Raw genomic sequence first — 14,143 nt, forward strand, 5'->3', positions numbered from 1 at the left:
GGCACGCCGTGATCCGAGGGTCAGGCCTCGATGACGAGAGGGACGATCATCGGGCGACGACGCAGCTTCTGGTTCACCCAGCGGCCGATCGTCCGGCGGACGACCTGCGACAGCGCGTGCGTGTCGCGCACACCGTTGCCGGACGCCTCCTTCAGCGCGGCGACGATCTTCGGAGCGACGTCGTCGAACACGGCGTCGTCCTCGGCGACGCCGCGCGCGTGGATCTCCGGCCCCGAGATGATGCGCCCGGTCGCGGCATCCACGACGACGATGACCGAGATGAACCCCTCCTCGCCGAGGATGCGACGGTCCTTGAGGTCGGCATCGGTGATCTCGCCGACGGTCGAGCCGTCGACGTAGACGAACCCGAGGTCGAGCTGCCCGGCCACCCGGGCGACTCCGTCCTTCAGGTCGATCACGGTGCCGTTGGAGGCGATGATCGTGTTCTGCTCGGGGATCCCGGTGTCCTGGGCGAGCTTGGCGTTGGCGATCAGGTGCCGGTACTCCCCGTGGACCGGGAGGACGTTCTTCGGCTTGAGGATGTTGTAGCAGTAGAGCAGCTCGCCGGCCGCGGCGTGCCCCGACACGTGCACCCGCGCGTTGGCCTTGTGCACGACGTTCGCGCCCAGCTTCGTGAGCCCGTCGATGACGCGGTAGACGGCGTTCTCGTTGCCCGGGATGAGGCTCGACGCCAGGATCACGGTGTCGCCCTCGCTCACCTCAATGGCGTGGTCCATGTTGGCCATGCGGCTCAGCACGGCCATCGGCTCGCCCTGCGAACCGGTCGACATGTAGACGATCTGCTCGTCCGGGAGGTCGCGTGCCTTCTTGAAGTCGATCAGCACTCCCGCCGGCACCTTGAGGTAGCCGAGCTGCTCCGCGATCGTCATGTTGCGGACCATGCTGCGGCCGAGGAACGCGACCCGACGCCCGTGCGCGTGCGCGGCGTCGATCACCTGCTGCACGCGGTGCACGTGGCTGGAGAAGCTCGCGACGATCACGCGGCGCGGAGCCTTGCCGATGACCTGGTCGAGGACCGGGCCGATGGAGCGCTCCGTGGGCGTGAAGCCGGGGACGTCGGCGTTGGTGGAGTCGACGAGGAAGAGGTCGACGCCCTCCTCCCCCAGGCGCGAGAACGCGCGCAGATCGGTGATGCGGCCGTCCAGGGGCAGCTGGTCCATCTTGAAGTCGCCGGTGGCGAGGGCCATGCCCGCGGGGGTGCGGATCGCGACGGCCAGCGCGTCAGGGATGGAGTGGTTCACCGCGACGAACTCGAGGTCGAACGGCCCGACCTTCTCGTGCTGACCCTCCTTCACGGTCAGGGTGAAGGCCTTGATGCGGTGCTCCTTCAGCTTCGCCTCGACGAGGGCGAGCGTGAGTCCGGAGCCGATCAGCGGGATGTCGCTCTTCAGCCGCAGCAGGTACGGAACCGCCCCGATGTGGTCCTCGTGCCCGTGCGTCAGCACCACGCCCACGATGTCGTCGAGACGGTCACGGATCGGCTCGAAGTCGGGGAGGATGAGGTCGACGCCGGGCTGGTGCTCCTCCGGGAAGAGCACCCCGCAGTCCACGATCAGGATCTTGCCCGCATACTCGAACACGGTCATGTTGCGACCGATCTCCCCCAGGCCGCCGATCGGGATGACCCGGAGCGTCCCTTCGTCGAGAGCGGACGGTTCGGCCAGGGGAATGGACATGCTGTCTCCTCAGTCGGACACTCCACGCGTCCGTTCGTTCATGGTGACGCGGCTCAGCGCGTCGTGCCGTGCACCTTCGGCAGGGCGCCGCCCGCGGCCGCGTTGCGGTCGGGCCGGAAGTTCGAGAAGTCCGCCCCCGGCACGCCGCTGACGAGATCGAGCTCGTCCTCGATGAGGGCGGCCTCCCACTCCTCCGGGCCGACGAGGGGAAGGCGGACACGCGGACTGGAGATGCGACCCAGCCCGTGCAGGATGTACTTCGCGGCGACCGTGCCGGGGACGTGCGTCATGACGGCCCGGACCAGCGGTTCCAGCCGCTTGTGCTCAGCGGTCGCGGTGGCGAGGTCGCCCCGGTTCACCGCGTCGATGATGGTCCGGTACGGAGCGGCGGCGACGTTCGCCGTCACGCCGATGAGGCCGGTCGCCCCGATCGACAGGTGCGGCAGCACGTTCGCGTCGTCACCGGAGAAGTACATGAGGTCGGTCTGGTTGAGCACACGGCTCACCTCGGAGAAATCGCCCTTGGCATCCTTCACCGCGAGGATGTTCGGGTGCTTCGCGAGCCGGAGGATCGTCTCGTACTTGATCGGGACACCTGTCCGCCCGGGGATGTCGTACAGGATGACCGGCAGGTCGGTGGCGTCGGCGACGAGCCGGAAGTGCGTGAGGATGCCCGCCTGCGTCGGCTTGTTGTAGTACGGCGTGACGATCATGATGCCGTCGGCGCCCGCCTTCTCGCTGGCCTTGTACAGCTCGATGGCGTGCGCGGTCTCGTTCGACCCGCCACCCGTGATGATCTTCGCGCGTCCCGCCGAGACGGACTTGCCGACCTCGACGAGCTTGAGCTTCTCCGGGTCCGTCAGGGTCGAGGTCTCGCCGGTCGTTCCCGTCACGACGATGCCGTCCGCGCCTGCGGTGATCACGTCATCGATGTGCTTCTCGACGGCGGGCCAGTCGACTTCGCCGTCGGCCGTCATCGGAGTGACGAGCGCGACGAGAACCTGTCCGAAGGGGTTGCCCGAGTGCGTCATGCGTCCAGCGTATCGGGTCGGATGCCGCTGTCGCGGACGCGTCCGGTCCTCCTCCCCTGTCGGCCGTAGGCTCGCACCATGGGTTGGATCACGCACGCCTCACGCACGACCTACGAGAACGCCTGGATCCGCGTCCGCGAGGACGACGTCACCGGACCCGGTGGCCGAGGCGTCTACGGCGTCATGACGGTGCGGAACCCGGCGGTGTTCATCGTCGCGATGGACGCCGACGACCGGGTCTGCCTGGTCACCGTCGATCGCTACACGATCGGCTCGTCCGTCGAGGTGCCCGCCGGCGGCACCGACGGTGAGGACCCGCGTGCCGCCGCGGAACGCGAGCTCCTCGAGGAGTCCGGGTACCGGGCGCTCCGGTGGGAGCATCTGGGTACGACGCACGCGCTCGACGGCGTCGCGGAGGCCACGGAGCACGTCTTCCTGGCCCGGGAGATCGAGCGCGTCGACGATGCGGTCGACAGCCGCGCGGAGGAGGGCATCGACACCGTGGAGTGGGTGGCGTTCGGCGAGGTCCTGCGGATGATCGCCGACGGCCGCATCACGGACGGCGAGACGATCGCCGCCATCGCCCTCGCCGGGATCCGTCTCGGGAGGTTCCGCTGACGGCGGGTCAGACCCGACCCCGACGGGCGACCGCCGCGGTGAGGGATCGGGGCAGCACCTTCGTCGCGGCCACGACGGCCTTGTACCGCACGGAGGGGATGGACACGGCCTTGCCGCGCGCCGCGTCACGGAGCCCCTCGCGCACGACGTCTCGGGCATCGAGCCACAGGAAGGTCGGCACGCCCTCCTCGCCGACCGCGAGACCCATCCGCTCGTGGAAGGACGTGTGCGTGAAACCGGGGCAGAGTGCCGTGACGCTCACGCCGTCCGGGCCGTAGGCGGTGTTCGCCCACCGGCTGAAGTCGATGAGCCAGGCCTTGCAGGCGGAGTACGTCGACCGCGAGATGAAACCGGCCACCGAGGCGACGTTGATGATCCGACCGCCCCGCCCCCGCATGGTCTGCAGGGCCGCGTGCATCAGGCGCATGGAGGCCTCGACGTGCACACGCAGATGCCGCACCTCGTCTTCGATGTCGTTGTCGGCGAACTGCAACGGCAATCCGAACCCGGCGTTGTTCACGAGCAGGTCAATCGGATCGTCCCGATCACGGAGCCGAGCCGCGACGAGCTCGACGCCCGCCTCCTCGGACAGATCGGCCGGGAGCACCTCGACAGCCACTCCCCACTCGCCGCGCAACTCCCCCGCGAGAGCCGAGAGCGACTCCTCCGAGCGGGCCACGAGCACGAGGTCGGCGCGTCGACGTGCCAGCTGACGGGCGAACTCGGCGCCCAGCCCCGCGCTGGCTCCGGTGATCAGTGCGGTGGGCATCAGCGCTCGTACCTCAGGAAGCGATACCGGACGCCCGTCCGGGAGGTCTGCCAGTCCCCTTCGTCGACCACGCGCCACCCGGTCTTCGGCGGAGCGAACGTGTCGCCGTCGACCGTGAGGTCGAGCTCCGTGACCTCGAGCCGGTCGGCGTCGGCGATCACCTGACGGAAGATCTCCGCACCGCCGATGATCCACACCTTCTCCTGGCCGCGCACGGCCTCGGACACCGTGGACGCACGGCGGGCGCCCTCCGCCGTCCAGTCCTGCTGGCGGGTCACGACGATGTTGTCGCGACCGGGCAGGGGACGGAATCGCTCGGGCAGCGAGTCCCAGGTCTTGCGTCCCATGACGACCGGAGCTCCCTGCGTGGTCTCCTTGAAGTGCGCCAGATCCTCCGGCACGTACCAGGGCATGCCGCCCTCGGCGCCGATCACGCCTCCGGCGGCCTCGGCCCAGATGAGCCCCACCCAGGTCATACCGCCACCGCCGCCCTGATCGGTGCGTGGTGCTGGTAGTCCTCGACGACGAAGTCCTCGAACCGGTAGTCGAAGATCGACTCCGGCTTCCGCGCGAACCGCAGCGTCGGGTACGGGTAGGCCTCTCGCGTGAGCTGCTCGCGCACCTGCTCGACGTGGTTGTCGTAGACGTGGCAGTCCCCGCCGGTCCACACGAAGTCGCCGGGCTCCAGCCCCACCTGCTGCGCGATCATCATCGTCAGCAGCGCGTAGGAGGCGATGTTGAAGGGGACGCCGAGGAACATGTCCGCGCTGCGCTGGTAGAGCTGGCAGGAGAGCTTTCCGTCGGCGACGTAGAACTGGAACAGTGCGTGGCACGGTGCGAGCGCCATGTCCGGGATGTCGGCGGGATTCCAGGCGGAGACGAGGAGACGCCGCGAGTCGGGTGTGCGCCGGATCTGCTCGATGACCTCGGTCAGCTGATCGATGCTGCCGCCGTCGGGAGTCGGCCAGGACCGCCACTGGACGCCGTACACCGGGCCGAGGTCGCCGTCCTCGTCCGCCCACTCGTCCCAGATCGAGACCCCGTTCTCCTGCAGCCAGCGGACGTTGGAATCGCCGCGCAGGAACCACAACAACTCGTACGCGATGGACTTGAAGTGCACGCGCTTCGTGGTGATGAGGGGGAAGCCCTCCGCGAGATCGAAGCGGATCTGCCGCCCGAACACGCTCGTGGTCCCGGTCCCGGTGCGATCGCTCTTGTGCGTGCCCGTCTCGAGCACGTCGCGGAGCAGGTCTTCGTACGGAGTCGGGACAGCGGCGCTCATGGTTGTCAGGATACCCGCCTCGCTCCCGGCGGGGGCGGTGGCCGTGACACGATCCGCACGTCACGGACCGAAACATCGCGACGCTTCTGCCGCCACGGCTCTAGCCTCGAGGGATGTCCCCCGCGCTCGCTCTCGCTGCCCTGGCCGCGCTGCTGGTGCTCGCGACCGTGGTCGGGCTCGTGCTCCGCGGGAGAGAGGGCCGCCGCCGCGACGGCGGCGACCTGCGGTTCGATCCCGCTGATGCGGAGGGCGCGGCGCTGGGGGCCACGGCGACGCTCGTGCAGTTCAGCACGGAGACCTGCGCCCGCTGCCCCCAAGTGCGTCGTCTTCTCGGCTCCTATGCGTCTGAGGACGCCGGCCTCGCGCACATCGAGGTCGATCTCACGCACCGCCCGGATCTCTCGGCGCGCTACCGTGTGCTGCAGACGCCGACCACCTTCGTGCTCGACGCCACCGGGCGAGTCAGTGCCCGGTTCGCGGGCATACCCGCTCGCGAGAGCCTGACCCACGCCCTCGCCGCCGTCTGAGACCCCGTCTGGAGCAGATGATGACCCCTCCCCCCGGAATCGATCCGCGCGGGCCCCGCTTCGCCGCCGGGATCACCGCACTCCTGCTCGCCGTCGCGACGTTCCTGGCCCTCATCGGGATCTCCACGGCGCGGACCGCCGATCGCTGGTTCGCGCTCACGACGTCGTCGGAGTTCGCGTTCATCGGAGGAGGCGGCTGGGCGGTATCCACTGCAGGGCTCGTCGCGCGCGTGCTCGACCCTGGCTTCGTCCTGGCCACGCTGATCGCGGGGCTCTTCCTCTGGGGCGTCGTCTCTCCCGCCACCGCACCGTGGGGCGTCCTCTTCCGCCGCTTCGTCCGTCCGCGCCTCGCGCCGCCCGCAGAGCTGGAGGATCCTCGTCCCCCGCGATTCGCCCAGGGCGTGGGTCTCGTCGTCGTGGGACTCGGCCTCCTGCTCCACCTCGCCGGCGTGCCGTGGGCCCTTCCGATCGCCACCGCCGCCGCGTTCCTCGCCGCCTTCCTCAACGCCGTGTTCGGACTGTGCCTCGGGTGCCAGCTCTACCTCCTGCTGCAGCGCGTCGGACTCACCGGACGACCGCGCCGCGCCGCCTGACGCCGGTTTCCGAAGGCCCGGTCGCTCGGTAGGCTGACGAGCAAGTGACGCCGCTCCCCCGGTGGCGTCAGAACCGGAGGAACCATGCCCGTCACCAGTGAAGCCGCCGCCACCTGGACCGGATCGCTCACGGAGGGTTCTGGCACGGTCGCCTTCTCCTCCTCGCATCTGGGAACGTTCCCGATCGACTGGAAGTCGCGCAGCGAGGGCAGCGACACGACCACGACGCCGGAGGAGCTCATCGCCGCGGCGCATGCCTCCTGCTTCAGCATGGCGCTCTCGCACGCACTCGCCGAGAACGGCACGCCCCCGGAGCGCGTAGACACCAGCGCCTCGGTCACCTTCAAGCCGGGCGTCGGCATCACCGGCAGCCACCTCAACGTCAACGCGACGGTTCCGGGTCTGACCGCGGAGAAGTTCCAGGAGATCGCCGAGGGGGCGAAGACCGGATGCCCGGTGTCCCAGGCTCTCGCGGGCATCGAGATCACGCTCGAGGCGACTCTCGCCTGAGCCGCGTGGACGTCAGGCGCGGGAGAGGCTGATCGCCTGTCGAATGCTCGCCCTGGCGTCCTTGCGGCGTCCCGCCGCGTCCTGCACGACGCCGAGGCGATAGCGCGCCCGCCAGTCGGTGGGCGCCGCCTCCGCCTCCGCCGTGTACCGCGCAACGAGCGCGTCGGCGTCCTTGCGGGCGATGCGTCCGCTGGGCGTGAGCTCGGTCTCCACGGGCGGCATGCCGCCCTCGGCGTCGAGCAGGCGTCCCAGACGGTCGGCACCGAACCCGAAAAGCATCTCGCGCACCAGCGCCCACCCGCCCACGGGTGCGAGCACGAGGAGCGTGATGCCCATCCCGATGGAGACAGGCGTGCCCACCGCGAGGAACATGACGGCGAGCCAGCCCGCCACGACGAGGTAGAGCAGGAGGGCTGCGGCCATCAGCCCGACCCCGATCCGCGACATCACGAGCGGATGCCGATGTCGAGCATGTTCTCCAGGCCCACCACGACGCCGGTGGCGGTGGCCGCATAGGGCACGGCCAGGCGGATCCCCGGCGCATACGCCAGGGCCGGGTCCGTTGTGTCATGCGTGAAGGTCAGCGACTCCCCCGGACCGGACAGGATCACCTCCTGCTTGGCGATCACCCCGGGACGGCGAAGCGAGTGGATGGGCACGCTGCCGACCTGCTGTCCTCGGGCGCGCTGATCGGCATGCGGCGCACTCACCGGACCCTGGGTTGCACGCGCGGCGGCGATGAGCTCCGCCGTGCGGACGGCGGTCCCGCTGGGCGAGTCCACCTTCGTCTCCCGGTGCGCCTCGACGATCTCCGCCGAGCCGAAGTAGGGCGCGGCGGCCGCCGCGAGGGCCGAGCCAAGAACGGAGCCGAGGGAGAAGTTCGGGATGAACACCGCTCCCGTGTCGGCGGCTTCGACGAGCGGCCGGACGAGGGCGATCCGCTCCGCCGACCAGCCGGAGGTGGCCACGAGGATGTTGAGCCCGTGCTCCACGGCCGTGCGCACCACGTCGATGCTGACCTGCGGCGTGGAGGCGTCGATCACGAGGTCGGCGCCCGCGAGCTCCGACAGGTCGCTCGCCGACGTCAGCACCCGGCTCACCTCGAAGCCCTCGAGCTCCTCGATCACCGCAGCGATGATCGTCCCGAGCTTTCCGGTCCCGCCGACGAGGGCTACCTTCGTGGTCATGCGTCCAGTCTATTTCCGGGCGTCGGCCGGGGGTCGCGGCGCGCGGAGGCGTCGATCAGACCAGCAACGCGTCCGGGATGCCCGTCCGCAGCTCCATCGGAAGATGGCCGGTGTCGTTGTGCGTGAGCAGGGTCCATGGCCGTCCCTGCTTCTGCGCGATCACCGTCAACCCGCAGTGCGACTGGTTCAGGGTCATCCAGCGCCAGTCCGGTGCGGCGAGGACCTCGCGCACGAACCACGAGATCACGAAGTTGTGGGTGATGAGCACCTCGTGCACGTCGCCGGTCTTCCGCACGAGGAACTCGTTGACGGCATCGGACATCTGCGCGCGGCCCGCCTCGATCTCCGCCTCGGTCACGGAGCCGAAGAAGGGCTCGAACACCGCCGGCGTCTCCTCCGTCATCCCCGTCGGCACGCAGTCGAAGAGCAGCGCGGAGGGCTCAGGATCCACGGACGGGAGTCGGCCGGCGATCGCTCGCGCCGTCTCCGCGGCCCGCAGGAGCGGCGAATGCCACACCGCGTCGAGCGGGAGGCCGGAGAGGCGATCCGCGATGAGCTCCGCCTGCCGCTGACCGCGCGGGGAGAGGGGTCCGTCGGCGAGGCCGTGCTCGGCATCCTGATGTTCACCGTGTCTGACCAGATATATGTAGTGCGTCACAACTCGCTCGCTCGCCTCGTCGCCAGCATCCGCCGGTCTTCCTCTTCCACCCTATGTCACGGGCGCCGAGAGCTCAGGCGCCCGCGCGGGTGAGGTCGGCGACCTGTACCCGGGACAGCGTCACGCCCGCGCCCTGCATGAGCTCGTCGACGTGGTCGGTCGCGAACGTGTTCACGATCGGCGCGGCGACCGTGCGCTGCGCGAGCAGCCACGCGATGGACACGGCCGCGACAGGCACGGCGAGCTCCGCCGCGACCTGATCCAGCGCACGCAGCACCTTGGTCCCTCGGCGGTTGAGGTGACCCCGCAGCTGCTCGCCGCGGACGCCGCGGGACGCGACCGCCTTCGTCCGGTGACGGCCGGACAGGAATCCGTGCTCCAGCGCGTGGGACGGCGTCACGGCGAGGTTCTGCGCGCCGGCGACGAGCCGCAGGTCGCCCTCGAACGGCTGCCGACGGACGAGGTTGTACGGCGTGTCGATGACCGTGATACGCGGATACCCCGCCGACGCGAGGATCCGCGCCTCGACGAGCCTCTCCGGCGTGAAGCCGTATGCGCCGAGCGCCCCGATCTTCCCCGCCTCGACGAGCCACTCGACCGTGGCGAGGGTGTCTTCGAGGTTGGTCGTCGCGTCCAGCGTGGCGTCGAGGTACAGCACGTCGATGCGCTCGACGCCGAGCCGGGTCAACGACCCCTCGACGGCACGGACGAGGTTGACCGATCCCAGGCCGGGGTTGTCGGCGTGCGCGCCGATGCGCACGCTCAGGACGACCCGCTCGCGCTGGTCCCGCGACCGCAGCCACTGCCCGAGGATGTGCTCGCTCCGCCCGCCGGAGAACCCGTCCGCGGTATGGATGGCGTTGCCGCCGAACTCCACGTAGCGGTCGAGGATGCCGTGGCTCGTCTCGAGATCGACGTTCCATCCGAACTCCGCGGCGCCGAGCATCAGCGGGAACGTCTCATACCCGGTCTCGCCGAGGGCGGCGCGGATGGACTCCCCCACGCCGGGCCCGACGATCGGGATGGGGGCGGACGGGTGGTCCTCGTGCTCCTGCGGGGCGCGTTCAGCAGGTGTTCCTGCGCCTACGCTGAACAACCGCATACTCTCACCCCCGCCGTGATCGGCCGGAGCCGATCGACATCACTGCTTCGCTGGCACCCCCCGGTGCGTACTTCGAGGGTATGCGACATGCGCGAACGTCCCGACCAATCCGGGGAACGGCGCGCAAACTTCCCATAACGTTTCGATCACGGCACAGACGACGGAACCCGGGCCTCTCCGACGGAGAGACCCGGGTTCCGTGTCATCCGTTGTCTTACTCGGCGGCGTCCTCGGCCGGAGTCTCGTCCGCAGCGGGCGCGTCGTCGAGCACGGGCTCGAGCGACAGCTTGCCGCGGTCGTCGATCTTCGTGATCTTCACGAGGATCTTCTGGCCGACGGAGAGCACGTCCTCGACGTTCTCCACACGCTTGCCACCGGCGAGCTTGCGCACCTCGGTGACGTGCAGCAGACCGTCCTTGCCCGGCAGCAGCGAGATGAAGGCGCCGAAGGTGGCGATCTTCACGACGGTGCCGAGGAACTGCTCGCCGACCTCCGGGTTGGTCGGGTTGGCGATGGCGTTGACCTGGGCACGGGCGGCCTCGGCCGAGGGGCCGTCGGTCGCGCCGATGTAGACGGTGCCGTCCTCCTCGATGGAGATCTGCGCACCGGTCTCGTCCTGGATCGCGTTGATCGTCTTGCCCTTCGGGCCGATCAGCTCGCCGATCTTGTCGACCGGGATCTGGACGCTGATGACGCGCGGCGCGGTGGGCGCCATCTCGTCGGGAGCGTCGATCGCGGCGTTCAGGACGTTGAGGATCGTCAGACGAGCGTCCTTGGCCTGGGTCAGCGCGCCCGCGAGCACCGACGACGGGATGCCGTCGAGCTTCGTGTCGAGCTGGATGGCGGTGACGAACTCGCTCGTGCCGGCGACCTTGAAGTCCATGTCGCCGAGCGCGTCCTCCGCACCCAGGATGTCGGTCAGCGCCGCGTACCGGGTCTCCCCGTTGACCTCGTCGGAGACGAGACCCATCGCGATGCCGGCGACGGGGGCGCGCAGCGGCACACCCGCGTTGAGGAGCGAGAGGGTCGACGCGCAGACGGAGCCCATCGAGGTGGAGCCGTTGGAGCTCAGCGCCTCGGACACCTGACGGATCGCGTACGGGAACTCCTCGCGGCTCGGCAGAACCGGCACCAGAGCGCGCTCGGCGAGGAAGCCGTGCCCGATCTCGCGACGCTTCGGCGAACCAACGCGGCCGGTCTCACCGGTCGAGTAGGGCGGGAAGTTGTAGTGGTGCATGTAGCGCTTGCTCGTCGTGGGCGACAGCGAGTCGATCTGCTGCTCCATCTTGAGCATGTTCAGCGTGGTGACACCCATGATCTGGGTCTCGCCGCGCTGGAAGATCGCGGAGCCGTGCACGCGCGGGATGACCTGCACCTCGGCGTCGAGCGGACGGATGTCCGCCAGCCCGCGGCCGTCGATGCGGGTGCCCTCGGTGAGGATGCGACCACGCACGATCTTCTTCGTGACGGACTTGTACGCCGCGGAGAACTCCAGCGGGGCCGCAGCCGGGAGCGAGCCCGCCTCGGTGGCCTCGATGAGCTCGGCCTTGACGCGGTCCTTGATCGCGTCGTCGGCGTTCTGGCGCTCGGTCTTGTCAGCGATCTGGTAGACGTCGCTCAGCTCGGCGAACGCGCGCTCGGACACGAAGTCGTAGACCTCGTCGCTGTACGCGGGGAAGACCGGGTAGACGCCCGGCTCCTTCGACGCGGTGGCGGCGAGCTCGGCCTGGGCCTTGACGAGCTGGGCGATGAACGGCTTCGAGGCCTCGAGGCCCTGGGCCACGATGGTCTCGTCGGGCTTGGTGGCGCCGGCCTTGATCAGGTTCCAGCTGCCCTCGGTCGCCTCGGCCTCGACCATCATGATCGCGACGTCCTCGGAGCCGTCGGCCTTGGTGACCACGCGGCCGGCGACGATGAGGTCGAACACGGCCTCGGAGACCTGCTCGGCGGTCGGGAACGCGACCCACTGGTCCTCGTGCTGACCGTGACCGGGGATGAACGCGAGGCGCACACCGGCGACGGGGCCGGAGAACGGCAGACCCGAGATCTGGGTGGACGCGGACGCGGCGTTGATCGCGAGGGCGTCGTAGAACTCGCCCGGCGCGATCGAGAGGACCGTGATGACGATCTGGACCTCGTTGCGCAGGCCGTCGACGAACGACGGGCGGAGCGGACGGTCGATCAGACGGCAGACCAGGATCGCCTCGGTCGAGGGACGACCCTCACGACGGAAGAACGAGCCGGGGATCTTGCCGGCGGCGTAGGAGCGCTCCTCGACGTCGACCGTCAGGGGGAAGAAGTCGAAGCCCTCACGCGGGTGCTTGCCCGCGCTCGTGGCCGACAGGAGCATGGTCTCGCCGTCCAGGTAGGCGGCGACGGCGCCCTGAGCCTGCTGCGCGAGGCGGCCGGTCTCGAAGCGGATGGTGCGGGTGCCGAAGCGGCCGTTGTCGAGAACGGCCTCGGTGGCGGTGATTTCAGGACCTTCCAAGAGGTCTCTCCTTCTTTGTTTAGACTCGCGAATCCGTGTGACGCGCGAGCGTGTTCAAAGGAGCGGAACGGAAGGGTTCGGGCGCGCGGGCATTCCCGCGAATCTCGCCTGCGCTGGCCACCAGTAGAAAGTCACCCGACCTGCGCCGAGGAACCCACCACAGGGGACCAGCTTCTCCGCCGATCGCTCCATGAGTCGATGTGAAATTGTCGGGTGACCGGGGTCGCCCTCGACCACACTACCAGCGTGTGCCCAAAAGACCCGGGCTCCGCGCGCGACCCGGTCCAGACACCCGACCGTCACCCGGTGTTCACCGCGCGTGCGCCGGAGCGAGAGAAGGCTCGGCTGTGCTGAGCGCATGCGAATGTCAGTGATCGGATGCGGGTATCTGGGAGCGGTGCACGCCGCGGCGATGGCCTCGCTCGGTCACGATGTCGTGGGGATCGACGTGGACGAGGGCAAGGTCGCCGACCTCACCGCAGGCGCCGCGCCCTTCTTCGAGCCGGGCCTCGCCGAGCTCCTCGAGGAGGGGGTGCGGTCAGGGCGGTTGCGCTTCGCCGCGGATCCGGCGGCCGCTGCCGGGGCGGAGGTGCACTTCCTCGCGGTCGGCACCCCGCAGTCCGCCTCCGGGCCCGCAGCCGACCTCCGCTTCGTCGACGCGGCGATCGACGGGCTGCTCCCGCACCTGCGACCCGGGGCGGTGGTGGCCGGGAAGTCGACGGTCCCCGTGGGCACCGCCGCCCGTCTCGCCCGTCGGATCGCGCAGACCGGCGCGACGCTCGCCTGGAACCCCGAGTTCCTCCGGGAGGGCTGGGCCGTCCACGACACCCTCCGCCCCGACCGTCTGGTGGTCGGCGCCGAGGACACCCCGCAGGGCGCCGCCGCCGTCGACCTGCTCCGCCGCGTGTACGCCGCGGCGATCGACGCGGGCGCGCCCTTCCTCGTCACCGACCTCGCCACCGCTGAGCTCGTGAAGGGTGCCGCCAACGCGTTCCTCGCGACGAAGATCTCGTTCATCAACGCCATGGCCGAGATCGCCGAGGCGGCCGGAGCGGACGTCACCCTCCTCGCCGAAGCACTCGGACACGACTCGCGCATCGGCCGCCGCTACCTCGGCTCGGGGATCGGGTTCGGGGGCGGCTGCCTGCCCAAGGACATCCGCGCGTTCGCGGCGCGCGCCCAGGAGCTCGGACGCGGGGAGGCCGTCGGGTTCCTCCACGAGGTGGACGCCATCAACCTCCGCCGACGGGATCGGGCGGTGCGCCTCGTGGTGGATGCGCTCGGCGGCCTCGTCTTCGGGCGGAGGATCGCCGTCCTCGGTGCGGCCTTCAAGCCCTTCAGCGACGACGTCCGCGACTCCCCCGCCCTGGAGGTGGCCGTGCGGCTGCGCGGACTGGGCGCCGATGTCGTGGTGACCGACCCCGCGGCGATCGAGAACGCCCGCGCACGGCATCCGCAACTCGGGTACGCCTCGTCCAGGGACGAGGCGCTGCGGGACGCGGATGCGGTCGTCGTCGTCACGGAGTGGGACGAGTACCGCCGGGAGCTCCATCCCCAGCACGCCGGCGGGCTCGTGCGGGGCCGCATCGTGATCGACGGGCGGAACTGTCTGGACGCCGACGCCTGGCGGGCTGCCGGCTGGACCTACCACGGGATGGGGCGACGCTGAGGCTTCCCGCCG

At 69.9% G+C, this 14,143-nt stretch carries 15 protein-coding genes; 5 read left to right on the forward strand and 10 right to left on the reverse strand.

Features of this window, described 5'->3' with window-relative positions; translation table 11 throughout:
* Positions 1–20 precede the first annotated feature (20 nt).
* Positions 21–1,697, reverse strand: coding sequence for a ribonuclease J (locus CJ226_RS16670; protein ID WP_025103223.1), 1,677 nt, complete (start codon positions 1,695–1,697; stop codon positions 21–23).
* Positions 1,698–1,750: 53 nt separating this feature from the next.
* A complete protein-coding gene (gene dapA / locus CJ226_RS16675) occupies positions 1,751–2,728 on the reverse strand; it encodes a 4-hydroxy-tetrahydrodipicolinate synthase (protein ID WP_025103222.1) in 978 nt (325 codons plus the stop codon).
* 78 nt (positions 2,729–2,806) lie between these two features.
* Here dapA and CJ226_RS16680 point away from each other — a divergent pair, with 78 nt between their 5' ends.
* Positions 2,807–3,346, forward strand: coding sequence for an NUDIX domain-containing protein (locus CJ226_RS16680; RefSeq protein ID WP_102209871.1), 540 nt, complete (start codon positions 2,807–2,809; stop codon positions 3,344–3,346).
* A 7-nt stretch (positions 3,347–3,353) separates the two neighbouring features.
* On the opposite strand, the gene CJ226_RS16685 is transcribed toward CJ226_RS16680, so the two are convergent.
* Genes CJ226_RS16685 through CJ226_RS16695 form a run of 3 tightly spaced genes read right to left on the reverse strand, consistent with a single transcriptional unit; the run spans position 3,354 to position 5,397 of the window.
* Positions 3,354–4,115, reverse strand: coding sequence for an SDR family oxidoreductase (locus CJ226_RS16685; RefSeq protein ID WP_062634901.1), 762 nt, complete (start codon positions 4,113–4,115; stop codon positions 3,354–3,356).
* Complete coding sequence (locus CJ226_RS16690; protein ID WP_062634903.1) at positions 4,115–4,591, reverse strand: dihydrofolate reductase; 477 nt, start codon at positions 4,589–4,591, stop codon at positions 4,115–4,117. Before CJ226_RS16690 ends, CJ226_RS16685 begins: the two co-directional genes overlap by 1 nt.
* Positions 4,588–5,397, reverse strand: a complete 810-nt coding sequence (locus CJ226_RS16695; protein ID WP_062634905.1) for a thymidylate synthase — start codon at positions 5,395–5,397, stop codon at positions 4,588–4,590. Before CJ226_RS16695 ends, CJ226_RS16690 begins: the two co-directional genes overlap by 4 nt.
* A gap of 113 nt (positions 5,398–5,510) precedes the next feature.
* Between CJ226_RS16695 and CJ226_RS16700 the strand changes: the two genes are divergently transcribed.
* From CJ226_RS16700 to CJ226_RS16710, 3 genes are all read left to right on the forward strand, one after another.
* Positions 5,511–5,924, forward strand: a complete 414-nt coding sequence (locus tag CJ226_RS16700) for a thioredoxin family protein (protein WP_102209872.1) — start codon at positions 5,511–5,513, stop codon at positions 5,922–5,924.
* 20 nt (positions 5,925–5,944) lie between these two features.
* The gene (locus tag CJ226_RS16705; protein ID WP_062635228.1) at positions 5,945–6,517 is read left to right on the forward strand and encodes a DUF4395 family protein; all 573 of its coding nucleotides are present in this window, start codon (positions 5,945–5,947) and stop codon (positions 6,515–6,517) included.
* A gap of 84 nt (positions 6,518–6,601) precedes the next feature.
* Positions 6,602–7,027 (forward strand): OsmC family peroxiredoxin, encoded by a 426-nt coding sequence (locus tag CJ226_RS16710; protein ID WP_025103215.1) that lies wholly within the window; start codon positions 6,602–6,604, stop codon positions 7,025–7,027.
* Between the two features lie 12 nt (positions 7,028–7,039).
* Here the strand turns inward: CJ226_RS16710 and CJ226_RS16715 are convergent, their stop codons facing one another.
* The 5 genes from CJ226_RS16715 to CJ226_RS16735 all read right to left on the reverse strand — a co-directional run bounded on the left by CJ226_RS16715 (position 7,040) and on the right by CJ226_RS16735 (position 12,462).
* Positions 7,040–7,450 (reverse strand): hypothetical protein, encoded by a 411-nt coding sequence (locus CJ226_RS16715; protein ID WP_308409690.1) that lies wholly within the window; start codon positions 7,448–7,450, stop codon positions 7,040–7,042.
* Positions 7,451–7,473: 23 nt separating this feature from the next.
* A complete protein-coding gene (dapB, locus tag CJ226_RS16720; RefSeq protein WP_062634910.1) occupies positions 7,474–8,214 on the reverse strand; it encodes a 4-hydroxy-tetrahydrodipicolinate reductase in 741 nt (246 codons plus the stop codon).
* Positions 8,215–8,269: 55 nt separating this feature from the next.
* Positions 8,270–8,872 carry a histidine phosphatase family protein gene (locus CJ226_RS16725; protein WP_025103212.1) on the reverse strand — a complete coding sequence of 201 codons (603 nt, stop codon included), beginning with the start codon at positions 8,870–8,872 and terminating at the stop codon, positions 8,270–8,272.
* Between the two features lie 73 nt (positions 8,873–8,945).
* Positions 8,946–9,974 carry an aldo/keto reductase gene (locus tag CJ226_RS16730; protein WP_025103211.1) on the reverse strand — a complete coding sequence of 343 codons (1,029 nt, stop codon included), beginning with the start codon at positions 9,972–9,974 and terminating at the stop codon, positions 8,946–8,948.
* A gap of 214 nt (positions 9,975–10,188) precedes the next feature.
* Positions 10,189–12,462, reverse strand: a complete 2,274-nt coding sequence (locus CJ226_RS16735) for a polyribonucleotide nucleotidyltransferase (RefSeq protein WP_062634912.1) — start codon at positions 12,460–12,462, stop codon at positions 10,189–10,191.
* A 358-nt stretch (positions 12,463–12,820) separates the two neighbouring features.
* On the opposite strand from CJ226_RS16735, the gene CJ226_RS16740 reads away from it, so the two are divergent.
* A complete protein-coding gene (locus CJ226_RS16740) occupies positions 12,821–14,131 on the forward strand; it encodes a UDP-glucose/GDP-mannose dehydrogenase family protein (RefSeq protein ID WP_102209873.1) in 1,311 nt (436 codons plus the stop codon).
* Positions 14,132–14,143 lie beyond the last annotated feature (12 nt).

The sequence above is a fragment of the Microbacterium sp. UMB0228 genome (assembly GCF_002871415.1).
In the GTDB taxonomy this organism is placed as follows: domain Bacteria; phylum Actinomycetota; class Actinomycetes; order Actinomycetales; family Microbacteriaceae; genus Microbacterium.